The sequence below is a fragment of the Xanthobacter pseudotagetidis genome (assembly GCF_043194795.2).
GTDB lineage: Bacteria > Pseudomonadota > Alphaproteobacteria > Rhizobiales > Xanthobacteraceae > Xanthobacter > Xanthobacter tagetidis_A.
The window spans coordinates 4,120,604-4,144,487 of record NZ_CM195534.1; the positions used below are offsets into that span (position 1 = coordinate 4,120,604).

Annotated in this window: 17 protein-coding genes; 4 read left to right on the plus strand and 13 right to left on the minus strand. The window is 68.4% G+C overall.

Going from position 1 to position 23,884, the window contains the following annotated elements:
- Nucleotides 1–104 precede the first annotated feature (104 nt).
- Complete coding sequence (locus V5F67_RS18930) at nt 105–356, plus strand: GlsB/YeaQ/YmgE family stress response membrane protein (RefSeq protein ID WP_394020737.1); 252 nt, start codon at nt 105–107, stop codon at nt 354–356.
- A 213-nt stretch (nt 357–569) separates the two neighbouring features.
- Here the strand turns inward: V5F67_RS18930 and V5F67_RS18935 are convergent, their stop codons facing one another.
- The 12 genes from V5F67_RS18935 to V5F67_RS18990 form a co-directional block, all read right to left on the minus strand.
- Nucleotides 570–1,343 carry a fumarylacetoacetate hydrolase family protein gene (locus tag V5F67_RS18935; RefSeq protein ID WP_394020736.1) on the minus strand — a complete coding sequence of 258 codons (774 nt, stop codon included), beginning with the start codon at nt 1,341–1,343 and terminating at the stop codon, nt 570–572.
- A 234-nt stretch (nt 1,344–1,577) separates the two neighbouring features.
- Entirely contained in the window at nt 1,578–2,462 is an 885-nt protein-coding gene (gene sucD, locus V5F67_RS18940; RefSeq protein WP_394022260.1) for a succinate--CoA ligase subunit alpha, read from the minus strand.
- On the minus strand, nt 2,462–3,664 hold the full coding sequence (gene sucC, locus V5F67_RS18945; RefSeq protein ID WP_509210586.1) for an ADP-forming succinate--CoA ligase subunit beta: 1,203 nt from the start codon (nt 3,662–3,664) through the stop codon (nt 2,462–2,464). The genes sucD and sucC overlap by 1 nt, the downstream gene beginning before the upstream one ends.
- Before the next feature lie 412 nt (nt 3,665–4,076).
- Nucleotides 4,077–5,327 (minus strand): formyl-CoA transferase, encoded by a 1,251-nt coding sequence (frc, locus tag V5F67_RS18950; RefSeq protein WP_394022220.1) that lies wholly within the window; start codon nt 5,325–5,327, stop codon nt 4,077–4,079.
- A gap of 118 nt (nt 5,328–5,445) precedes the next feature.
- On the minus strand, nt 5,446–5,922 hold the full coding sequence (locus V5F67_RS18955) for a PAS domain S-box protein (RefSeq protein ID WP_394022221.1): 477 nt from the start codon (nt 5,920–5,922) through the stop codon (nt 5,446–5,448).
- A 95-nt stretch (nt 5,923–6,017) separates the two neighbouring features.
- Entirely contained in the window at nt 6,018–7,295 is a 1,278-nt protein-coding gene (frc, locus tag V5F67_RS18960) for a formyl-CoA transferase (RefSeq protein ID WP_394022222.1), read from the minus strand.
- A gap of 189 nt (nt 7,296–7,484) precedes the next feature.
- The gene (gene oxc, locus V5F67_RS18965) at nt 7,485–9,221 is read right to left on the minus strand and encodes an oxalyl-CoA decarboxylase (RefSeq protein WP_394022223.1); all 1,737 of its coding nucleotides are present in this window, start codon (nt 9,219–9,221) and stop codon (nt 7,485–7,487) included.
- Between the two features lie 161 nt (nt 9,222–9,382).
- Complete coding sequence (locus tag V5F67_RS18970; RefSeq protein WP_394022230.1) at nt 9,383–10,018, minus strand: GntR family transcriptional regulator; 636 nt, start codon at nt 10,016–10,018, stop codon at nt 9,383–9,385.
- A 239-nt stretch (nt 10,019–10,257) separates the two neighbouring features.
- A complete protein-coding gene (locus tag V5F67_RS18975; protein WP_394022224.1) occupies nt 10,258–11,724 on the minus strand; it encodes a tripartite tricarboxylate transporter permease in 1,467 nt (488 codons plus the stop codon).
- A gap of 272 nt (nt 11,725–11,996) precedes the next feature.
- Nucleotides 11,997–12,521, minus strand: a complete 525-nt coding sequence (locus V5F67_RS18980) for a tripartite tricarboxylate transporter TctB family protein (protein ID WP_394022225.1) — start codon at nt 12,519–12,521, stop codon at nt 11,997–11,999.
- 186 nt (nt 12,522–12,707) lie between these two features.
- On the minus strand, nt 12,708–13,721 hold the full coding sequence (locus V5F67_RS18985) for a Bug family tripartite tricarboxylate transporter substrate binding protein (RefSeq protein WP_394022226.1): 1,014 nt from the start codon (nt 13,719–13,721) through the stop codon (nt 12,708–12,710).
- Between the two features lie 241 nt (nt 13,722–13,962).
- Entirely contained in the window at nt 13,963–14,814 is an 852-nt protein-coding gene (locus V5F67_RS18990) for an IclR family transcriptional regulator (protein ID WP_394022227.1), read from the minus strand.
- A 274-nt stretch (nt 14,815–15,088) separates the two neighbouring features.
- On the opposite strand from V5F67_RS18990, the gene V5F67_RS18995 reads away from it, so the two are divergent.
- On the plus strand, nt 15,089–16,120 hold the full coding sequence (locus V5F67_RS18995) for a 2-dehydropantoate 2-reductase (protein WP_394022228.1): 1,032 nt from the start codon (nt 15,089–15,091) through the stop codon (nt 16,118–16,120).
- A gap of 859 nt (nt 16,121–16,979) precedes the next feature.
- Entirely contained in the window at nt 16,980–17,561 is a 582-nt protein-coding gene (locus tag V5F67_RS19000) for a YqaA family protein (protein WP_394022229.1), read from the plus strand.
- 39 nt (nt 17,562–17,600) lie between these two features.
- On the opposite strand, the gene V5F67_RS19005 is transcribed toward V5F67_RS19000, so the two are convergent.
- Nucleotides 17,601–18,428 carry a hypothetical protein gene (locus V5F67_RS19005; protein ID WP_509210587.1) on the minus strand — a complete coding sequence of 276 codons (828 nt, stop codon included), beginning with the start codon at nt 18,426–18,428 and terminating at the stop codon, nt 17,601–17,603.
- Nucleotides 18,429–18,935: 507 nt separating this feature from the next.
- Between V5F67_RS19005 and gltB the strand changes: the two genes are divergently transcribed.
- Nucleotides 18,936–23,645, plus strand: coding sequence for a glutamate synthase large subunit (gene gltB, locus V5F67_RS19010; RefSeq protein ID WP_394021882.1), 4,710 nt, complete (start codon nt 18,936–18,938; stop codon nt 23,643–23,645).
- Nucleotides 23,646–23,884 lie beyond the last annotated feature (239 nt).

A 23,884-nucleotide genomic window follows, 5' to 3' on the forward strand; every position in this document is an offset into this window, starting at 1 on the left:
TTTTGCTGCGCGCCATGCCCCGGCAAACGTGACCGGAACCGTTGGCGTCCTGCGTCGTTTCCCCTGCGCAGCCCCTTCGCGGGCGCCAGCAGCAGAGGAACGCCATGGAAGACGCACAAGTGGGTTGGATCGCCGCCATCATCATCGGCGGCTTTGCCGGATGGTTCGCCTCCATGTTCATGAAGAGCGACACCGGCATCTTCATGAACATCCTGCTCGGCATCATCGGCGCGGCGGTGGCGAGCTTCCTGTTCAGCCTCGTCGGCGTGAGCTTCGGCGGCTGGCTCGGCTACCTGTTTGCCGGCTTCGTCGGCGCCTGCATCCTGATCTGGGGCGTGCGGGCGGTCAGGTCCTGACCGCCCTCCCCGAACGGACGCGGGCGGATGCAGATATCCCCCTCCGGTCCTTGCAGGCGTCATGGCCGGGCTCGTCCCGGCCATCCATGCGGATCGGCCGGGACGAGCTTTCGCAAGATAGATCAACGGTTCGACATGGATGCCCGGCACAAGGCCGGGCATGAGGGCGGCTGCGGCGACGCCGATGCCTGAAGGCCCCGACCGCCCTCCCCGTCACTGCACGAAGGTGTTGGTGAGCGTGCCGATGCCGGCGATCTCGACCGCGATGGTGTTGGTGGGTTCCTTCATGGCGCCCACGCCCACCGAGGTGCCGCAGGCGATGAGGTCGCCGGGGTTCAGCGTCATCTCCCGCGACAGCATCGCCACGAGCCGCGCGGGCGCGAAGATCATGTCCGCGAGCGCATAGTTCTGCCGCTCCTGCCCGTTCAGGATGGTGCGCACCCGCGCGGCCGCGGGGTCGAAGCCGGTGGCGATCCAGGGGCCGAACGGGCCGTAGCCGTCCACCCCCTTGGCCCGCGCCCACTGCGGGAAGGTGGGGTCGCGGTTGAGGATGTCGGCGGCGGTGATGTCGTTCACCACCGTGTAGCCGAAGATGCCGGCGGCCGCCTCCGCCTCCGAGGCATCGGCGAGGCTCTTGCCGATGACGATGCCGAGCTCGCCCTCATAGACCGTCTTGCCGTCATAGCTCGCCGGCTTGCGCACGATCGCACCGGGGGCGGCGACCGAGGTGGTCGCCTTCAGCAGCCACAGCGGCTCGGCCGGCTCGGCCACCTTCAGCTTGGCGGCGAGCTCGTGGAAGTTGTTCCACAGCGCCACGATCTTGGACGGCGCGCACGGCGCCTCCAGCGTGACGTCGGCGAGCGCGAGGGTGGCGCCGGTGGGCGTGGCGCCGGCGAACATGCAGCCCTCGTGCACGGCGATGGTGTCGCCGTCGAGGGTGCCGATCTTCGTCGCGCCCTGGTGTGAGAAGCGCAGCCATGTGGTCATGGGGTTTCCTTTTGCGATTGTTTCCGGAGGCGCCTCTGCGCGCACCGTGCGCCCTCTCCCTCAGGGAGAGGGTTGGGGCGAGGGGTTCCGCCCGGCGGCCTATGGCATGGCCTGCAGCCCGGCCGCCGTCCCCCTCACCCTCCCCTCTCCCTCAGGGAGAGGGTTCCGCGTCGCGCCCGGACCGCGCCCCTCTCCCGGAGCAAGAGGGGCGGGGCGAGGGGGCTGCCGCGCGGCTCAGCCCTTGAGCACGTCCACCAGGGTCTTGCCGAGGCGGGCGGGGGAGGGGGACACGGTGATGCCGGCCGCCTCCATTGCGGCGATCTTGTCCTCGGCGCCGCCCTTGCCGCCGGAGATGATCGCCCCCGCATGGCCCATCCGCCGCCCGGGAGGCGCCGTGCGGCCGGCGATGAAGCCAACCATCGGCTTCTTGCGCCCCTTCTTGGCTTCATCCGCCAGGAACTGCGCCGCGTCCTCCTCCGCAGAGCCGCCGATCTCGCCGATCATCACGATCGACGTGGTCGCCGGGTCGGCCAGGAACATCTCCAGCACGTCGATGAACTCCGTGCCCTTCACCGGGTCGCCGCCGATGCCCACCGCCGAGGTCTGGCCCAGGCCCTCCTGAGAGGTCTGGAACACCGCCTCGTAGGTCAGCGTCCCCGAGCGCGAGACGATGCCCACCGAGCCCTTCTTGAAGATGTTGGCCGGCATGATGCCGATCTTGCTCTCCCCCGCCGTGACGATGCCCGGGCAGTTGGGACCGATGAGGCGCGACTTCGAGCCGGACAGCGCCCGCTTCACCTTCACCATGTCCATCACCGGGATGCCCTCGGTGATGCAGACGATGAGCGGGATCTCGGCGTCGATGGCCTCCAGGATCGCGTCGGCGGCCCCCGGAGGCGGCACGTAGATCACCGAGGCGTCGGCGCCGGTCTTCTCCTTGGCCTCGATGACGGTGTCGAACACCGGCAGGCCGAGATGGGTGGAGCCGCCCTTGCCGGGCGAGGTGCCGCCGACCATCCTGGTCCCGTAGATGATGGCCTGCTCGGCGTGGAACGTGCCGTTCTTGCCGGTGAAGCCCTGGGTGATGACCTTGGTGTCCTTGTTGATGAGCACGGACATCACGCAGCTTCCTTCTTCACCGCGGCCACGATCTTCTGCGCCGCATCGTCCAGATCGTCCGCCGGGATCACGTTCAGCCCGGACTCGCGGATGATCTTCTTGCCTTCCTCAACGTTGGTGCCTTCGAGGCGCACCACCAGCGGCACCTTGAGGCCCACCGCCTTCACCGCGGCCAGAACGCCGTTGGCGATGACGTCGCACTTCATGATGCCGCCGAAGATGTTGACCAGGATGCCCTTCACGTTCGGGTCGGCGGTGATGATCTTGAAGGCCGCCGTGACCTTCTCCTCGTTGGCGCCGCCGCCCACGTCGAGGAAGTTCGCCGGCTCCTCGCCGTAGAGCTTGATGATGTCGAGCGTCGCCATGGCGAGGCCGGCGCCGTTCACCATGCAGCCGATGGTGCCGTCGAGGGCGATGTAGGCGAGGTCGTACTTGGACGCCTCGATCTCCTTGGCGTCCTCTTCCGTCAGATCGCGCAGCTCGGCGAGCTCGGGATGACGGAACATGGCGTTGGAATCGAACGTCACCTTGGCGTCGAGAACCTTCAGCTGGCCGTCCTTGGTGACGATCAGCGGGTTGATCTCGAGCATGGCCATGTCGGTGTCGGTGAAGGCCTTGTAGAGCACCTCCACCAGCTTGCCGGCCTGCTTGGCGAGATCGCCGGACAGGCCGAGGGCGTCGGCCACCTTGCGGCCGTGGAAGCCCTGCACGCCGGTGACCGGGTCCACCGAGAAGGTGACGATCTTCTCGGGCGTGGCATGGGCCACCTCCTCGATATCCATGCCGCCCTCGGTGGACACCACGAAGGCGACGCGGGAGGTGGCGCGATCGACGAGCAGCGAGAGGTAGAATTCCTTCTCGATGTCGGAGCCGTCCTCGAGGTAGAGGCGGTTCACCTGCTTGCCGGACGGCCCGGTCTGGATGGTGACCAGCGTCCGGCCCAGCATCTGGGCGACGAACTGCTTGACCTCGTCGATGGACTTGGCGAGGCGCACGCCGCCCTTCTCGCCGGCCTCGGGCTCCTTGAACTTGCCCTTGCCGCGGCCGCCGGCGTGGATCTGGGACTTCACGACCCAGAGCGGGCCGCCCAGCTCCTTCGCGGCCGCTTCCGCGTCCTCGACCTTCAGCACCGGCACACCGCGCGAGACCGGAGCGCCATATTTCTTCAGGAGCGCCTTGGCCTGGTACTCGTGAATATTCATCTTGGGGGTCCTTCCTCGTCGAGGGCCGCGGCACGGCCCCGGCGCGCCGCTTGCGGGCGCATTCCGCGGCGCAAGTCGCAGCGAGCAGGCGAACGGGCGGCCGCGCCCATGCGGCACGGCGCCGGAAAAGCCGCAGGCGTGACGCTCTCGGCGGATGGGACTGGGAAGCCTGCCCCTCAGGGGCGGCGGGATGGGCGGCCGGACGGGCGCTCAGCGCCGGAACAGGCTCGCAACGGAATGATCGGGCGCCACGCCAAAGCCCTCCCCCGCTCGCGGGGGAGGGTTGGGAGGGGGCCGGCCGGAACGACCGGAGCCCCTGTCGGTCGAGGCGTGAGCGGGGAGGGCATGCCCCCTCCCCCACCCTCCCCCGCAAGCGGGAGAGGGGGGTGGCTCGCCTAGGAGCGACGCGCGCTCACACCACGCGGTTGTTGTGCATGGACTTGATCTGCTCGGCCGAATAGCCGAGCTCCGACAGCACCTCGTCGGTGTGCTCGCCGAGCAGCGGCGAGCCGGTGATCTCGACGCTCATGTCCGAGAACTTGATCGGGCTGCCGACGGTCAGGTACTTGCCGCGCTGCTTGTGGTCCACCTCGACGATGGTGCCGCTCTCGCGCAGCGACTTGTCCTCGGCGATCTCCTTCATGGTGAGCACCGGGGCGCAGGGGATGTCGAACTTGCGCAGGATGTCCACCGCCTCGAACTTGGTCTTGTCGGCCAGCCACGCCTCGATGACGGCGAAGATGTCGAAGATCTTGTCCTGGCGGGCGCGGGCGGTGCTGTAGGCCGGGTCGTCCTTCCACTCCGGCTTGCCGATGGCCTCGGCGACCTTGGCCCAGGCCTGCTCCTGCACGGTGAAGTAAATGTAGGCGTTGGGATCGGTCTCCCAGCCCTTGCACTTCAGCACCCAGCCCGGCTGGCCGCCGCCGCCGGCATTGCCGCCGCGCGGCACCACGTCCGAGAACGTGCCGTGCGGGTACTGCGGATACTCCTCCAGGTAGCCCACGCGGTCGAGGCGCTGCTGGTCGCGCAGCTTGACGCGGCAGAGGTTGATGACCGCATCCTGCATGGACACGGCGACCTTCTGGCCCTTGCCGGTCTTGTTGCGCTGGTGCAGCGCGGTGAGGATGCCGATGGCGAGGTGCATGCCGGTGTTGGAATCACCAAGCGCCGCGGCCGACACGGTGGGCGGGCCGTCCCAGAAGCCGGTGGTGGAGGCGGCGCCGCCCGCGCACTGGGCGACGTTCTCGTACACCTTCAGGTCCTCGTAGTGGTGGCCGTCGGAGAAGCCCTTCACCGAGGCGACGATCATGCCCGGGTTGAGCTCCTTGATGCGCTCCCACGAGAAACCCATGCGGTCGAGCGCGCCGGGGCCGAAATTCTCCACCAGGACGTCGCTCTCCTTGATGAGCTTGGTGAGGACGTCCTTGCCCTCCTGGGTCTTGGTGTCGAGGGTGAGCGAGCGCTTGTTGGAGTTCAGCATGGTGAAGTAGAGCGCGTCGGCGTTCGAGATGTCGCGCAGCTGGTTGCGCGTCACGTCGCCGGAGCCGGGGCGCTCCACCTTGATCACGTCGGCGCCGAACCAGGCCAGGAGCTGGGTGCAGGCGGGGCCGGCCTGGACGTGGGTGAAGTCGATGATCTTGATGCCTTCCAATGGCTTCGACATGTTTGGTTCCCTTTCAAGCGTTGCCTAAACCCTGCGCGGGCGGGGCAGGCGCCCGCTCCCGCGCAAAACCTGAGGGCCGGCGGAGCGCCGCCGGCCGCGAGCTGCCGGTTTCCTCCGGCTATTGTGGGTGCGGCGTCTGGCCGGCCTTCGCCTCCAGCTCCGCCACGCGGCGTTGAAGCGCGCGCTCCTCTTTCCACCGCTCCGTCTCGTCCCGGATCATGGAGACGATGCTGGTCGCCTTGCCGTCCGCGCCGGACAGCAGGGCGACCGTGAAGGCGATGGAAAGGGCATGCCCGTCCTTGTGCAGGGCCGGGACGCGCAGGAGCGCGCTGCCGTAGCGCGTAACGCCGGTGCGCATGGTCTCGAAATAGCCGTCCCAGTGCCGCTTGCGCTGGCGCTCGGGGATGATGATGTCGAGCGAGGCGCCGAGCGCCTCCGCCCTGGTAAAGCCGAACATGCGCTCGGCGGCGCGGTTCCAGAAGATGATCGCGCCCGCCCCGTCGCACACGACGACGGCGTCGCCGAGGGCGTCCAGCAGCTGAGCATGGTCCACCTGAACGTGGTCCACCTGAACGTGTTCCTGGGCCGAGGTCATCGCTTCCACTCTTCCAGTCCGGCCGGCTCCCGCCGGCGCCGGGGCGCCGTGCGGGCGGCGGGAGCGCCTCAGGCGCCGCCCGCCGAGGCGTTGGTCTACTCCGCGGCCTCGCGCAGGGGCGCCCCGAGGGCGCCGGACTGCTTGATGATCGCGATGGATTCCGCATCGAGCCCCAGCACCTCGCCGAGAATCTCGTTGGTGTGCTCGCCGAGCAGCGGCGCCCGCGCGACGGGCACGTCGTTGTCGGAGAGCTTGATCGGGTTGCCCACGGTCACGTAGCGGCCGCGGGCCGGGTGCTCCACCTCCACCAGCGTGCCGGTGGCGTAGAGCGACTTGTCCTCGGCGATCTCCTTCATGGAGAGGATCGGGCCGCAGGGGATGTCGTAGGTGTTGAGGATCTCCATGGCCTCGTACTTGGTGTGGGCCATGGTCCACGCCTCGATGCGGGTGAAGATCTCGTTGAGATGCGGCAGCCGTGCCGCGGGGGTCGCGTAATTGGGATCGGTCTTCCACCCGGGCTCGTGGATGACGTCGCAGATCTTCTCCCAGACCGGGCCTTGGGTGATGAAGTAGATGTAGGCGTTGGGATCGTTCTCCCAGCCCTTGCACCTGAGGATGCGGCCCGGCTGGCCGCCGCCGGAATCGTTGCCCGCGCGCGGCACCGTGTCGCCGAACGGCACGCCCTCGCCATACTGGCTGTATTCGCGCAGCGGGCCGTTGGCGAGGCGCTGCTGGTCGCGCAGCTTCACCCGGCACAGGTTCAGCACCGCGTCCTGCATGGCGCACATGACCTTCTGGCCGCGCCCGGTGTGCTCGCGCTGGTAGAGCGCGGTGACGATGCCGAGGGCGAGGTGAAGGCCGGTGCCCGAGTCGCCGATCTGCGCCGCGCTCACCATGGGCAGGCCGTCGCGGAAGCCGGTGGTGGAGGCGGCGCCGCCCGCGCACTGGGCGACGTTCTCATAGACCTTGCAGTCCTCGAACGGGCCGGGGCCGAAGCCCTTCACCGAGGCGAGGATGAGGCGCGGATTGATCTCGCTGAGCCGCTTCCAGCCGAGGCCCATGCGCTCCAGCGCCCCGGGGGCGAAATTCTCCACCAGCACGTCGCACTTCTTCACCAGCTCTTCCAGCACCGCCTTGCCCTGCGGGTTCTTGGTGTCGAGGGTGATGGAGCGCTTGTTGGCGTTGAGCATGGTGAAATAGAGGCTGTCCGCGCCGGCCACGTCCCGCAGCTGGCCGCGCGTCACGTCGCCCTCGCCGGGACGCTCCACCTTGATCACGTCCGCGCCGAACCAGGCGAGCAGCTGGGTGCAGCTCGGTCCCGACTGAACGTGGGTGAAGTCCAGGATGCGGACTCCCTCCAATGCCTTGCCCATCGTCTTCTCTCACTTCACTGGCTTGGTTCGGTCACCCGCTCCTGAGGACGTCGGCTCTGGGTTTCCGCCCGGCGGGAGAAAGGCTGGCCCCTCCCCCGCCTGTCTTGCACCTGCGGGCGCGGGGCGCGGCCCCGGACCCGCTCCGGCCTTCCAGGGGCGGACCCGCGTGAGGCGGGCCGCCGGCCGGTCTCACTTCTTGCGCTTCACCACGCTCTGCGGGTTGAGGCTGCCGATGTTGCCGCTCTCGCTGCCGGCGGTGGGGTCGATCACCGCGTTGATGAGGGTGGGCTTGCCGCTGTCCATCGCCGCGTTCACGGCACGCGACAGCTCGTCCGGGGTGGTGACGTTCACGCCGACGCCGCCGAACGCCTCCATCATCTTGTCGTAGCGGGCGTCCTTCACGAACACCGTGGTGCCGGGATCGCGCCCATTCGGGTCGGTGTCGGTGCCGCGATAGATGCCGTTGTTGTTGAAGATGACGATCGTGACCGGCAGGCCGTAGCGGCAGATGGTCTCCACCTCCATGCCGGAGAAGCCGAACGCCGAGTCGCCCTCCACCGCGAGCACCGGCTTGCCGGTCTCCACCGCCGCGCCGATGGCGAAGCCCATGCCGATGCCCATGACGCCCCAGGTGCCGACGTCCAGGCGCTTGCGCGGCTGGTACATGTCGATGATGCCGCGGGCGAGGTCGAGCGTGTTGGCGCCCTCGTTCACGAGGATCGCGTCGGGACGCTCCTTGATGATGGTGCGCAGCGCGCCGAGCGCCGCGTGGAAGTCCATGGGCGCCGAGTTCTTCATGAGGCGCGGCGCCATCTTGGCGATGTTCGCGTCCTTCTTCTCGGCGACGGTCGCGAGCCACTCCTTGGGCGCGCCGGCCCAGCCGCCGACCTTGGCGTTGAGGGCCGCCATGGCCGAGCCGATGTCGGCGACGATCGGGGCGGCGATCTCGATGTTCGAGTCCATCTCCCGCGGCTCGATGTCGATCTGAATGAACTTCTGGCTGCCGGCAGGGCCCCAGGTCTTGCCCTTGCCGTGGGACAGGAGCCAGTTGAGGCGCGCCCCGACCAGCATCACCACGTCCGCCTCCTTCAGCACCAGCGAGCGCGCGGCGCCCGCCGACTGGGGATGGGTATCGGGCAGGATGCCCTTGGCCATGCTCATGGGCAGGAAGGGGATGCCGGTCTTCTCGACGAAATTCCGGATTTCCTCGTCCGCCTGGGAATAGGCGGCGCCCTTGCCGAGGATGACGAGCGGCTTCTTGGCCCCCTTCAGCAGCGCCACCGCGCGGTCCACCGCCTCGGGGGCGGGGATCTGCGCCGGGGCGGCGTCGATCACCTTGACGAGGGAGCGCTCGCCCTCGGACGCGTCCATCACCTGGCCGAACAGCTTGGCGGGCAGGTCGAGATAGACGCCGCCCGGGCGCCCGGACACCGCCGCGCGGATGGCGCGGGCGACGCCGATGCCGATGTCGGCCGCGTGCAGCACCCGGAAGGCGGCCTTGCACAGCGGCTTGGCGATGGCGAGCTGGTCCATCTCCTCATAGTCGCCCTGCTGCAGGTCGACGATCTCGCGCTCGGACGAGCCCGAGATGAGGATCATGGGGAAGCAGTTGGTGGTGGCGTTGGCGAGCGCGGTCAGGCCGTTGAGGAAGCCCGGCGCCGAGACGGTGAGGCACACGCCCGGCTTCTTGGTGAGGAAGCCGGCGATGGCGGCGGCGTTGCCCGCATTCTGCTCGTGGCGGAAGGAGATGACGCGGATGCCGGCCGCCTGGGCGAAGCGCCCGAGGTCGGTGATCGGAATGCCCGGCACGCCGTAGATGGTGTCGATGCCGTTGAGCTTCAGCGCGTCGATGACGAGGTGGAAGCCGTCGGTCAGCTCCTGCTCGGCTGCGGCGTCGGCTTCGATGGTCTTTGCGATGGCGGACATCCGCTGTCTCCCGGAAATCTTGTCTCTTGCGTTTCGGCTACAGGTTCAGCTGGCCGGGTTCCCGGCGCAGGCTCCGGCCCTTGCGGGCCCTGCGTTCCCAATGCGCGCTCTTGTGGTTCGGCGTCTCTTTCTCATTGTTCCCGTGTCCATCCGCGCCCCGCTCATCCGGGAAACATCCCGTGCTTCTCCACGTGGGCGGCGAGCCCCATGGCGTGCTCGCGCACGAGGCGCTCGGCGAGGTCGGCGTCGCGCGCCTCCAGGGCGTCGATGATCGCCGTGTGCTCGCGCATGGAGATCTCGAACCGGTTCTCCTGGCGGATCGAGACCGCGCGGATGGCCCGCATGTGCAGGAACAGGTTGCCGGTCATGTCGACGATGAGCCGGCAGCCGCCCATGCGCAGGATCGCCTGATGGAAGGCGATGTTGGCCTTGGAGTACTCGTTCATCTGCTCGGCGGCGGTCTCTTCCCTGAAGTCGTTGAAGAGGCGCCGCAGGCCCTTGACGTCGGCGGCGGACGCCGAGACCGCCGCGAGCCGGGCCGCCATGCTCTCCAGCGCCGCCCAGACGACGATGAGGTCGAGGATCTCGCGCTTGGTCTTGCGCACCACGAAGATGCCGCGCCGCGGCACCGAGCGCACGAAGCCCTCCTGCTCCAGCACCGTCATCGCCTCGCGGATCGGCGTGCGGCTGACCCCGAGATCCTCGGAGAGCTGGCGCTCGTCGAGCCGGAACTCCTTGGCGGAGCCGTAGATGTCCATCTCCGTGATGGCGCGCTTCAGCGCCTCGTAGGCGAGCATCCTGAGGCTCGTGGCGGCCTCGAGCGGCTCCACGTTCAGCTTCGGTGGCTCAGCAACCTGATGCACGGCCTTTCGTTCCTCCTCCTTCGCGCCGCCTCTTCCGGGCGGATGCCGTCGGTGAAATACTGTGTATTGTATTCAAGTCAGGGATGCAATGGCGGGACGCCGGGAAAAGGTTCCGCACTGCAGCAACATGGCGGTGGAGGACCCGGCCGGCGGCGCCGGCCGGGTCGCCCTCCTCACTCGGCTGCGGCCGGCTTCTGGCCGCCCGGACGCAGGCGCTGCATCACCGCGCCGATGACCGGCCAGAACAGCATCACCAGCGCCAGGGTGACGATGGAGCCCACCAGCGGGTTGGACCAGAAGATGGCGAGGTCGCCCTGGGACACCAGCATGGCCTGGCGGAACGAGCTCTCCGCCATGTCGCCGAGCACCAGCGCCAGCACCAGCGGCGCCAGCGGATAGTTCAGCTTCTTGAACAGGTAGCCAATTACGCCGAAGATCAGCATCACGGCGATGTCGAAGCCGGCATTGTGCACCGTGTAGGCGCCCACCGCGCAGATCACGAGGATGATCGGGGCGATGACCGAGAACGGGATGCGCAGGATGGCCGCGAAGATCGGCACGGTCGTGAGCACCACGAGCAGCCCGGCGATGTTGCCGAGATAGATCGAGGCGATGAGGCCCCACACGAAGTCCTTCTGCTCCACGAACAGGAGCGGACCGGGCTGGAGGCCCCAGATCAAGAGGCCGCCCAGCAGCACCGCCGCGGTGGGCGAGCCGGGAATGCCGAGGGTGAGCATGGGCAGCAGCGCCGAGGTGCCGGCGGCGTGCGCCGCCACCTCGGGCATCACCACGCCCTCCAGCTCGCCCTTGCCGAAGTTGCGGCCGTTCTTCGAGAATTTCTTGGCGAGGCCGTAGCTCATGAAGGAGGCGGGCGTCGCCCCGCCGGGGGTCACGCCCATCCAGCAGCCGACGATGGCCGAGCGCAGGCAGCCCACCCAGTATCTCGGCAGCTTGGCCCAGGTCTGGAACACCACGCGGGCGTTGATGGCGGCGCTCTTGCCCTTGAAGGCGAGGCCTTCCTCCATGGTGAGCAGGATCTCGCCGACGCCGAACAGGCCGATCACCGCCACCAGGAAGTCGAAGCCGCGCAGCAGCTCCATGTTCCCGAAGGTCATGCGCAGCTGGCCGGTCACCGTGTCGATGCCCACCGCCGCGAGGGCGAAGCCGAGCATCATGGCGGCGATGACCTTGAACGGCGGCTCCTTGCCCATGCCCACGAACGAGCAGAAGGTCAGGAGATAGACCGCGAAGAACTCGGCCGGGCCGAACTGCAGCGCGAACTTGGCGATCACCGGCGCGAGGAAGGTGATCAGAAGCACCGCGAAGAAGGCGCCGATGAAGGAGCCGGTGAAGGCGCCGGTGAGCGCCTCGCCGGCCTTGCCCTTCTGGGCCATGGGATGCCCGTCGAACGTGGTCGCCACGCTCCAGGGCTCGCCCGGAATGTTGAACAGGATCGAGGTGATGGCGCCGCCGAACAGCGCTCCCCAATAGATGGAGGAGAGCATGATGATGGCCGAGACCGGCGTCATCGAGAAGGTGAGCGGCAGGAGGATCGCGACCCCGTTGGCGCCGCCGAGACCGGGCAGGACGCCGATCAGGACGCCGAGCGTGATGCCGACGAACATGTAGACGATGTTCATTGGGTCAGCGAGGACGCTGAACCCTCCGATGAGTGACGAGAGCGCTTCCACGGGCTTCCTCCCAAACGCTTTGGCGCTTATGCGCGCCTTCGGCGTGCGCGTGTTCGATCCAGGGTTCGGGCCACCCTTGATGCGCCCGGCTGAGCCAGGACGGCGCGGGTGAACTTGGCTCTCCCGAGGCGGTGCGCGGCCCCTTGGCGGGGGGCGACTCCGGTGGGGAGCGGCGGCGTCCTCTCGGGGCCGCTGCGCGTCCGTCGGCCGGACGCGCGAGATCAGTAGCCGAGGGCGGTCTCGAGCGGCCCCTTGGGGAGCGGCACCAGGAACCAGACCTCGAACATCATGAACAGCATCAGCGGCACGCCGATCGCCACCGGCAGGATCTTCGCCACCGGATACTTGCCGAGCCACCACATGAAGAAGGCGATGAACACCGCCGACGAGACGTAGATGCCCAGGACGAAGATCAGGGCCACGTAGATGGCGGTGGGCACCAGCACCTGCAGCACCGACTTCAGCTGGCTTCGGTCGACGAAGTTGCCGAGGTCGGGATGCTTGGTGAACAGCGCGCCGGCGAGGGTGCCGGCGCTGGCGATGAACATCATCGCCCCCACATAGAAGGGGAAGTAGCCGGCCTGCGGGCCGTCGCTCGCCCAGCGGGCGCCGATGCGCCAGCTGTCGGACATCACGAGCGCGGCGAGGCCCATGAAGGCGAGGGCCACCACCACGTCCATGGTGCGGTTGGTGACTGTCTTCTCGTTGGAATCGGTGGCGTGATCGCCATGTGCATGATCGGTCATCGGGGCGCGTCCTTGGCTCGCTCATCCGGCGCGCGGCCGGGCTTTTCCGGAGGCCTTGGCGCATGGGGGGGACGGGGGCTCCGCGGCACAAGCCGCGGAGCCGGAACCGTCACGTCGCCACGCTCATCTGGCCACGTTTACTTCTCCATGCTTTGTCGGCCGGCCTGTCCGGCCGGGCCGGACGGCCTACTTGGCCACGAACCCCGCGTTCTCCATCAGGGTCTTGTGGGTGGCCGCGGCCTTGCCGAGCCAGGCCGTATACTCGGGACCCGTGAGCGCGGTGGTGTTGAAGGCCCCCTTCTGCATGAACTCCTTCCATTCGGGAGTCTCACGCACCTTCTTGAACAGGTTCACGAAATACTCGACCTGCTCCTTGCTGGCCTTCGGCGGCATGAAGATGCCGCGCAGCATCAGGTATTCGATGTCGAGGCCCGACTCCTTGCAGGTCGGGATGTCGCCCCAGGACTTGTTGCCGGTGACCGGCTCCTTGTAGGGCAGGCGCTTCTCGTCGAACACGCACAGCGGCTTCAGCTCGCCCGCGCGCCACTGCGACACCGCCTCGATGGGATTGTTGACCGAGGAGGTCACGTGGCCGCCCACCAGCTGCGCCGCGACGTCGCCGCCGCCCTTGTACGGCACGTAGATGAACTTCTTGCCGGTTTTCTGCTCGATGGCGGCGGTGATGATCTGGTCTTCCTGCTTGGAGCCGGTGCCGCCCATCTTGAACGGCGCGTCGGCGGGAGCGGCCGCCATGGCGGCGAGGAAGCCCTTCACGTCGTCATAGGGCGCCTTGGCGTTCACCCACAGGATGAACTCGTCGAGCGCCAGCATGGCGACCGGGGTCATGTCGTCCCACTTGAACGGCACGCCGGTGGCGAGCGGCGTGGTGAAGAGATTCGACAGGGAAATGATGATCTTGTGGGGGTTGTTGGCGGACCCCTTCACGTCGAGGAAGCCCTCGGCGCCCGCGCCGCCGGACTTGTTGATGACCACCAGGGACTGGTTCATCAGATTGTTCTTCTGAATGATGCCCTGGATCATCCGCGCCATCTGGTCGGCGCCGCCGCCGGTGCCCGCGGGCACGATGAACTCGACGGTCTTGCTCGGCTCCCACGCCAAGGCGCCCAGCGGCGCCATCACAGCGGCAACGGCCGCGGCGGCCACGCTTTTCCGAATTGTCGATGCAAGTGACAAATTCATTTGGTCTTTCCTCCCGGATCGTCCGCGATGTCAGCGCCCGCGGATCAAAACGTAACTTATTATGATCGTTACATTTTTTGGCAGACCTCAAGGTCTAGCCTGGAAAGAGTATATTGTATGTCAACCGTGTCAATTGGAATTTGCAATTCCGGATTTGGTCGTCTGAACATATAATTTTAGATGTAAAATATTGTATGCCAAAAAATATGACGACAACTCCTTACCGTCGGCGCCTTCCCGGTCAGCGATGGGCGGCGAATTCCGGGGGAACCACCTCGTCCGCGCCGGAATAGAGCCGGGTCATCTGATCTGCCGCGGCTATCACCCGGCGGCCGATGCGGGCGATGCGATCCTCGCTCATGCGCACCGCCGGCGCGGCGACCGAGACCGCGCCGAGCGGCTCGCGCCATTCGTTGAGGATCGGCGCCGCCACCGCCTTCATGCCGGCCGCGTGCTCCTCGTCGTCCACCGCGTAGCCGCGCTCGGCGATGCGCACGACGTCGTCCATGAGGTCACGCTCGGAACGGCGCGTGCGCACCGTGAAGGGCTCGAACCGCATCTGCGCCAGGCAGGCGCCGCGGAAGCCCGGGCTTGCCGCCGCCAGCACGCACTTGCCGGCCGCCGTGGCGTGCAACGGCAGCCGCACGCCGAGCCGGAAGAAGGCGCGCACCGGCGCATGCGCCTCCGCCTGGGCCACCACCACCAGCTCCATGCCGTCGAACATGGAGAGGTTCACCGTCTCCTCCACCTCGTGCAGCAGCTTGCGGATCACCGGCCGGCCGATGTCCGGCAGCTTGCGGATGCGCAGATACGCCGACCCCACGCGGAACAGGCCAAGCCCGACGGTCCAGAGCCCGGTCGACAGGTCATGGGCCACCAGCTGGCGCCGCTCCAGCGTCGCCAGCAGCCGGTGCGCCGTCGAGACCGGGAGATCGGCCGCCCGCGCGATGTCGGCGAGCGGCATGCCGTCCTCCTCGGAGATGACGCGCAGGAGCGTGATGGCGCGGTCGAGCGACTGGACTTCCGGACCGCCCTCCCCGCCGGACGAGGCCGGCCGGCCACGGCGCCGGGGCGCGAGGTCACTGTCGGGCATGGAACCTCCCTAGGCCGGCGCCTGCTGCGGTCCTGAACGCCCCGCGGGGCGGCGCCTTCTTTCTCCGTGCGGCCGACCACCGTCGAGCGATTCTGCCGGCACCCCTCCAGTCCAGGTTAGGCCCAACCCCTGGCGCGTCCATCCTGTGACAAATTTCCACGTTACGGAATTAATTTCCATTGTTATGCTGGCAATAAGAATGACTGGGCATCGGCTTGTCTGCGTTATTGGCATACAAAATACACAATGCGAGAAATCTGAGGAGGAACGGGCCATGAAGGTGTGCATCTACGGTGCCGGCGCCATCGGCGGCTATCTCGGCGTGGAGCTGGCCCGCGCCGGCGCGAAGGTCAGCCTCGTCGCGCGCGGCGGCCACCTGGAAGCCATGCAGACCAACGGCGTGAAGCTGCTCATCAACGGCGAGGAGCGCGTCGCCAAGGTGCGCGCCACCGACGATCCGACCGAGCTCGGCCCGCAGGACTATGTCATCATCGCCCTGAAGGCCCATTCGGTGCCGGGCGTGGTGGAGAAGATGCGCCCGCTCCTGGGCAACGACACCTCGGTCGTCACCGCCGTGAACGGCGTCCCCTACTGGTATTTCTACAAGCACGGCGGAGCGCTGGAGAACCGCACGCTGGAGACCATCGACCCCGCCGGCCGCCAGTGGGAGGTGCTGCGGCCTGAGCGGGCGCTCGGCTGCATCGTCTACCCCGCCACCGAGGTGGTGGCCCCGGGCGTGATCCAGCACATCTACGGCGACAAGTTTCCCCTCGGCGAGCCCTCGGGCGAGGTGACCCCGCGGGTCAAGGCGCTGTCCGAGCTGATGGAGAGCGCCGGCCTGCGCGCGCCGGTGATGCCCAACATCCGCGACGAGCTGTGGCTGAAGCTGTGGGGCAACCTGTGCTTCAACCCCATCAGCGCCCTCACCCACGCCACGCTCGAGGTGATCGCCGCCGATCCCGGCACCCGCGCCGTCGCGCGCGCCATGATGCTGGAGGCGCAGGCCATCGCCGAAAAGCTGGGCATCCGGTTCCGGGTCGACGTGGAGCGCCGCATCAACGGCGCCGGCGCCGTGGGGGCGCACAAGACCTCCATGCTCCAGGACCTGGAGCGCGACCGGCCCATGGAGATCGACCCGCTGGTGAGCGTGGTGCAGGAGATGGGGCGCATGCTCGACATGCCCACCCCCACCCTCGACACGGTGCTGGCCCTGGTGCGCCAGCGCGCCGCCGTGGCCGGGCTCGGCGCGCATCTCGCCAACCCGCCCCTGACCGCCGCCGACCTGCCCGCCGGCAAGCCGCACTGAGGCGTCGCGCCGCGTCGAGCGGCGGATCGAGATCGGCCCGAACCGGACGCCCCCTCCCGCATGCGGCGAGGGGATCGGCCTGGCTCCCGGCCCCGGCCTTCAAGCTGAGAGCCGCCATCGGCCAAGACCGCTCGTGCACGACCGCTCGCGGGTGTCGCGGCCGCCGCCTCGGCGCCCTCCTGCCTCCACGCGCGGCGCGGGGACGACGGGCGCCTGCGCGCCCGTCCATCGGACGCAACGGGGCGCGATCCCCGGCGCGGGTTCCGCGCGAGGCGGCGTAAATTTCCGGAAGTGATTAAGGAAGGATTTCGGCCCCGCGCTCCGGCGCGGCCAAGTCCGCCGGCGGCAGCCGCCAGCGGATGGCGGGATCAGTCGACAGCCGCCTCGACGGTGATGGGGCCGCGATCCGCCTGGCCCGCGTTCAGCGCCATCCCCGTGAGCACGTAACCCATCACGAGCACAGCAAATACAACAATTCGCTTGATCATCTCAAACCCCTGACCTCGTCATCCGGACCGCTCCGAACCGTCCCCGCCCGGAGAGCGCAGCATGCTGCCCGTGTCTGGGTTCTAATCCGGTTAAGCCCGACGGATGCTGAACGGGTCCGTTGGCTCCCGTTCATCCCTGCGCATCCGCCCAGCGCGGCCTGAATGCCCGCGCTCCGTTTCGCCCGCATTTCGAAACGAACGCGAATCAACCGAAACACACAGCCGCGACGCGCGCCCTCTTACACGGCGCCGCCCAGCGTGTCTGTGGCCAGCCGGACACAGCTCCGAATGATTGGCGGCACGCCTTTACTCACAGGGATTCAGAGCCTAAGCGAAGGGCCCGTTGTTGCAACGCACAGCAAGGCGCCGGCATGCTCCGCAAGCTCTACGACTGGGTGATCGCCTATTCGGCCAAGCCCTCGGCGCCCTGGGCCCTGGCGGCGGTCGCGTTCGCGGAGAGTTCCGTCTTCCCGGTGCCGCCGGACGTGCTCCAGGTTCCCATGACCCTGGCGCGCCCCGACAAGGCCTGGCGCTATGCCGCCATCGCCACCATCGGCTCGGTGCTGGGCGGCCTCGTCGGCTACGCCATCGGCGCGCTGCTCTACGACAGCGTGGGCAAGTTCCTCATCAACCTCTACGGCTACGGCGACAAGGTGGAGCAGTTCCGCGCCGCCTATGCCCACTATGGCCACTGGGTGATCCTGCTGAAGGGGCTGACCCCCATCCCCTACAAGCTGGTGACGATCACCTCGGGCTTCGCCGACTACAACCTGTTCTGGTTCGTGGTGCTCTCGGTCATCACCCGCGGCGCGCGCTTCTACATCCTGGCGGCGCTGCTGCACCATTTCGGCCCGCGCGCGCGGGAGTTCATCGAGAAGCGGCTCGGCCTCGTCACCCTCGGCCTCCTGGCCGTGGTGGTGCTGGGGCTGGTGGCGGCAGTCTACCTGTTCTGACCGCGGCCTCGCGCCGCCGTCCTTTCCGAACCTTCCGCCCTACTGCGCCGTGGCGACCGGCCGCGACAGCACCGAGGCGGTGCCGGCTGCGGCAGCGCCTGGCGTCGCCGTGCCCGCGCCGATGCCCTTGGTCGGCTCCTTGGTCGGCCCCTTGGCCGGCGGCGCGGGGGAATCGGCGGTCGGCGCGGCGGCCGCCTTGTCAGGTGCCTTGCCGTCCGCCGGCGCGGCCGCGCCGGCCGATGCCGGCCGGGCCTGATCCGAGGCGGGTGCCGCCGCCGACGGCTTGCCGCCGGCGCCGTCCGGCGTCGCAGCGGCGCTCGGCGCCACCGGGGGCGCCGAGGCCACGGGGCTGCCGGAGGCAGGCGCGCCGGCCGGTGCGCCCGGCGCCGGGACCGGCGGCGCCGCCGGCGCGGTGGCCTCCAACAGCTCGGGCGGCTTCGGCGGCGGCAGCGGCGCGGCGGCGGGCGGACGGGCGGCGACCTTGGGCGGCTTCGGCGCGGCGCGCGGGGCCTGCGCGGCAGGCGGCGGCACATAAGGCGGCGGGCCGCCGGTGAGGTTGCGCGCCGCGATCACCCGGCCGGTGAAGCCGTCGATCCGCAGCACCACCGGCCCCTCCTCGTCGACCGCGGCGACGGTGTAGATGCGGCCCGAAAGCTGCGGCTGGGAGATGCGCCAGTAGCCCATGCCGCGGACGATGTTGCGCACCTCCCACGGGGGCAGCATCACATAGCCGGGACGGGGCGGGACGACATAGGGTCCGGGCACGGGACCAGGATAGTAGACCTGCGCTCCCGCCGGCGCCGCGAGGGCGAGCGACGCCGCGAGGGCAAGGAAAAGGGCGGTCGGGCGGATCGGAGCCTTCGGCATGGACGACCTTCGCTGTGGGCGCGCTGTTCCGGGTGGAATCCTGGCTTTTCGGCGACGCAGGACCGCGAACAGGACCGACTACAGCGGCTCAATGCGGCATCGATGGGACCGCAATCGGGCCGCAAGCCGCCGCCATGTAACAGCCGCCCCGCCCCCCATGCCTCCGGCGCCGCGGGAAGCGTTGAAACGGCGTTGCGCGCAGGGACGCTCGTGCCGTACCGTTCTTTCGTCTTGGGGGCCGCGTGCGCAACAATTGATCATTCGGCGCGCCGAGGCCCCCGCCGGGTGCTTGTGAGCGCGCCGTTTTTCTGTCATGGTCCACTGGATAGGGAAGTCGTACTGCCCTATCCCCCGTGCCGCAGCCGGACCATCAAGCGCACGCTCGAACGAGCGGGTGCTTTTCCGCGCGGGTGGCGTGGAAGTTGCAATGCGGCGTGGGAGGGGGCATCTCCACCAGCGTCCGCGCGGGCGCGCGGGGCGGGAGCTTCGCGCCGGTTGAGGAGAGGGATGAAGATGGCATCGATGCATCGCGATGAAGGCCGGAACGGGAGCGTGGCTCAGGGCGCCGCCGCCGTGAAAGGCGCGGCGATGATCGGCCGACCGGCACCCTTCGGCCTGTTCGATCCGGCGCAGGAGCGCGACGCCTGCGGCGTCGGCTTCATCGCCGACATCAAGGGCAGGAAGTCCCACCGCATCGTCGAGGACGGCATCAAGATCCTGCTCAACCTGGAGCATCGCGGCGCGGTGGGCGCCGACCCGCGCGCCGGCGACGGCGCCGGCATGCTGGTGCAGATCCCGCACAAGTTCTTCCTGAAGGAGGCCGCGCGCCTCGGCTTCACCTTGCCCGAGCCCGGCAAGTACGCGGTCGGCCACATCTTCCTGCCGCGCGATCCCAAGGGCCAGGAGATCGTGCGCACGACCTACGAGCGGGTGCTCGCCGAGGAGGGCCTTGCCCTCATCGGCTGGCGGGACGTGCCCACCGACAATTCCTCGCTCGGCGTGAGCGTGCTGCCGACCGAGCCGGAGCACGCCCAGGTGTTCGTCGGCCTGGGCGACCTGTCGCTGGACGAGGACGCATTCGAGCGCCGCCTGTTCGTCACCCGCAAGGTGATCTCGAACGCGGTCTATGGCGCCAACGATCCGGCGACGAAGGGCTATTACCCGGTGTCGCTGTCCTGCCGCACGCTGGTCTACAAGGGCATGTTCCTGGCCGACCAGCTGGGCGCCTATTATCCGGACCTCTCTGACCCGGACTTCGAGAGCGCGCTCGCCCTCGTGCACCAGCGCTTCTCCACCAACACCTTCCCGGCCTGGCCGCTGGCCCACCCCTACCGCATGGTGGCGCACAACGGCGAGATCAACACCCTGCGCGGCAACGTCAACTGGATGGCGGCGCGGCAGGCCTCGGTGGATTCCGAGCTGTTCGGCTCCGACATCTCCAAGCTCTGGCCCATCTCCTATGAGGGCCAGTCGGACACCGCGTGCTTCGACAACGCGCTCGAATTCCTGGTCCAGGGCGGCTACTCGCTGCCCCACGCGGCGATGATGCTGGTGCCGGAAGCCTGGGCGGGCAACCCGCTCATGGACGAGGAGCGGCGCGCCTTCTACGAGTATCACGCCTCGCTCATGGAGCCGTGGGACGGCCCGGCCGCCATCGTCGCCACCGACGGCCGCCAGATCGTCGCGACGCTGGACCGCAACGGCCTGCGCCCGGCCCGCTACATGGTCACGAGCGACGACACCATCGTCCTCGCCTCCGAGATGGGGGTTCTCACCCTCCCCGAGGAGAAGATCGTCACCAAGTGGCGCCTCCAGCCCGGCAAGATGCTGCTGGTGGACCTGGAAGAAGGCCGCCTCGTCCCCGACGAGGAGATCAAGACCGAGCTCGCCCGCGCCAATCCCTACAAGGAGTGGCTGAAGCACACCCAACTGGTGCTGGAGGACCTGCGCCCCGTGGAGGCGCGCGAGGTGCGCACCGACGTGTCGCTGCTCGATCGCCAGCAGGCGTTCGGCTACACCCAGGAAGACCTGAAGCTGCTCATGGCGCCCATGGCCATCACCGGCCAGGAGGCGGTGGGCTCCATGGGCACCGACACGCCGATCTCGGTGCTCTCCGACAAGTCGAAGTCGCTGTTCACCTATTTCCAGCAGAACTTCGCCCAGGTGACGAACCCGCCCATCGACCCGATCCGCGAGGAGCTGGTGATGAGCCTCGTCTCCTTCATCGGGCCGCGGCCGAACATCTTCGACCTGGAGGGCACCGCCAAGCGCAAGCGCCTGGAAGTGCGCCAGCCCATCCTCACCAACGAGGACCTGGAGAAGATCCGCTCCATCGGCTTCATGGAGGAGCGGTTCGACACCCGCACCCTCGACATCACCTACGGCGCCGAGAAGGGCGCCGCCGGCATGGCGGTGGCGGTGGAGCACCTGTGCGAGCGCGCCGAGGCGGCGGTGCACGGCGGCTACAACATCATCATCCTGTCCGATCGCATGACCGGGCCTGACCGCATCCCGATCCCGGCGCTTCTCGCCACGGCGGCGGTGCACCACCACCTGATCCGCAAGGGCCTGCGCACCTCGGTTGGCCTCGTGATCGAGACCGGCGAGGCGCGCGAGATTCATCACTTCGCCTGCCTCGCCGGGTATGGCGCCGAAGCGATCAACCCCTATCTCGCCTTCGAGACCCTCGTCGACATGCGCGACGAGATCCCGGAGGAGGTGGACGACAAGGAGATCGTCAAGCGCTTCATCAAGTCGGTGGACAAGGGGCTGCTCAAGGTGATGTCCAAGATGGGCATCTCCACCTACCAGTCCTATTGCGGCGCGCAGATCTTCGACGCGGTCGGCCTCTCCTCCGAGCTGGTGGAGAAGTACTTCTTCGGCACCGCCACCACCATCGAGGGCGTCGGCCTCGCCGAGATCGCCGAGGAGACGGTCCGGCGCCACCAGCTCGCGTTCTCCGACGCCCCGGTCTACCGGCTCTCGCTCGACGTGGGCGGCGAATACGCCTACCGCATGCGCGGCGAGGACCATGCCTGGACGCCGGAGACGGTGGCCACCCTCCAGCACGCGGTGCGCGGCGACGCCAAGGACAAGTACCGCGCGTTCGCCGACATGGTGGGCGCGCAGGACCGCCGTCTCTTGACGGTGCGCTCGCTGTTCCGCATCCGCGAGGCGAAGGAGATCGGGCACGAGCCCATCGACATCACCGAGGTGGAGCCGGCTTCCGAAATCGTGAAGCGCTTCGTCACCGGCGCCATGTCGTTCGGCTCCATCTCGCGCGAGGCGCACACCACGCTCGCCATCGCCATGAACCGGATCGGCGGCAAGTCGAACACCGGCGAGGGCGGCGAGGAGGCGGAACGCTTCGTGCCTTTGCCCAACGGCGACAGCATGCGCTCGGCCATCAAGCAGGTGGCCTCGGGCCGGTTCGGCGTGAGCGCGGAATACCTCGTCAATTCCGACGTCATGCAGATCAAGGTGGCGCAGGGCGCGAAGCCCGGCGAAGGCGGCCAGCTGCCCGGCCACAAGGTGGACGCGGTGATCGCCAAGGTGCGCCACTCCACCCCCGGCGTCGGCCTCATCTCGCCGCCGCCGCACCATGACATCTATTCCATCGAGGACCTGGCGCAGCTCATCTACGACCTCAAGAACGTGAACCCCGATGCGGACGTGTCGGTGAAGCTGGTCTCGGAGGTCGGCGTCGGAACGGTCGCGGCCGGCGTCGCCAAGGCGCGCGCCGACCACATCACCATCTCCGGCTTCGAGGGCGGCACCGGCGCCTCCCCCCTCACCTCCATCAAGCATGCCGGCTCGCCCTGGGAGATGGGCCTCGCCGAGACGCAGCAGACGCTGGTGGCGAACCGGCTGCGCTCGCGCGTCGCGCTCCAGGTGGACGGCGGCTTCCGCACCGGGCGCGACGTCATCATCGGCGCGCTGCTCGGCGCCGACGAGTTCGGCTTCTCCACCGCGCCGCTGATCTCGGCCGGCTGCATCATGATGCGCAAGTGCCACCTCAACACCTGCCCGGTGGGCGTCGCCACCCAGGACCCGGTGCTGCGCAAGCGCTTCAAGGGCACGCCCGAGCACGTGATCAACTACTTCTTCTTCGTCGCTGAAGAGGTGCGCGAGATCATGGCCTCGCTCGGCTTCCGCAAGATCGAGGAACTGGTGGGCCGGGTCGACGTGCTCGACCAGCGCGAGGCCATCGACCACTGGAAGGCCAAGGGCCTCGACTTCTCCAAGCTGTTCGCCAAGCCCGACGTGCCGGCGGACGTGGGCATCCGCCACTCCGAGCGCCAGCACCACCCGATCGAGAAGGTGCTCGACCGCACCCTGATCGAGAAGGCGAAGCCCGCCCTGGAACGGGGCGAGCGCGTGGAGATCGAGACACCGATCCGCTCGGTGGATCGCTCGGCGGGCGCCATGCTGTCGGGCGCTGTGGCCAAGCGCTACGGCCACCAGGGCCTGCCCGACGACACCATCCACGTCACGCTGCGCGGCACCGCCGGACAGTCGTTCGGCGCTTTCCTCGCGGCCGGCGTCACCTTCGACCTCATCGGCGAAGGCAACGACTATGTGGGCAAGGGCCTCTCGGGTGGGCGCATCATCGTGCGGCCGCCGGAGAACGCGGCGATCGTGCCCGAGCAGTCCATCATCGTCGGCAACACGGTGATGTATGGCGCCATCGACGGCGAGTGCTATTTCCGCGGCATCGCTGGCGAGCGCTTCGCAGTGCGCAATTCGGGGGCAATCGCCGTGGTTGAAGGCACCGGCGACCATGGCTGCGAGTACATGACCGGCGGCGTCGTGGTGGTGATCGGCCCCACGGGGCGCAACTTCGCGGCCGGCATGTCCGGCGGCGTCGCCTATGTCCTGGACGAGGACAACACCTTCAAGAAGCGCTGCAACCTCTCCATGGTCGACCTGGAGCCGGTGGAGGAGGAGGAGGACCTTCTGGAGCGCCTCCACCACCACGGCGGCGACCTGGAGTTCAAGGGCCGCATCGACGTGCAGGGGGACATGTCGCGCCACGACGAGGAGCGCCTGCACCAGCTCATCGCCAAGCACCTGCACCACACCGGCTCGGCGCGCGCCCAGCAGATCCTCGACAACTGGGCCGACTATCGCTCCAAGTTCGTCAAGGTGATGCCGGTGGAGTACCGGCGCGCCTTGCGCGACATGGAGAAACTGCGCGGCCTCGCGGCGGCGGAATGAGGTGAAAGCCAGCATGTCCCCGCGTCACGCGGGACCTGGGCGCTCCCTCTCCCCGGCGGGGAGAGGGATGGGGTGAGGGGCGTCAGGTCCAGATCATGCAGGCGACTGACCGGCCGCGCCCTCCCCTCACCCTGCCTTCTCCCCGCCGGGGAGAGGGTTCGCGACGCGTCCCGCCCTCCATGGGGCGCGATCTCCCCGGGCCTCGGTCATGCATGCCGGAAGGCACACGAATTCCGAGT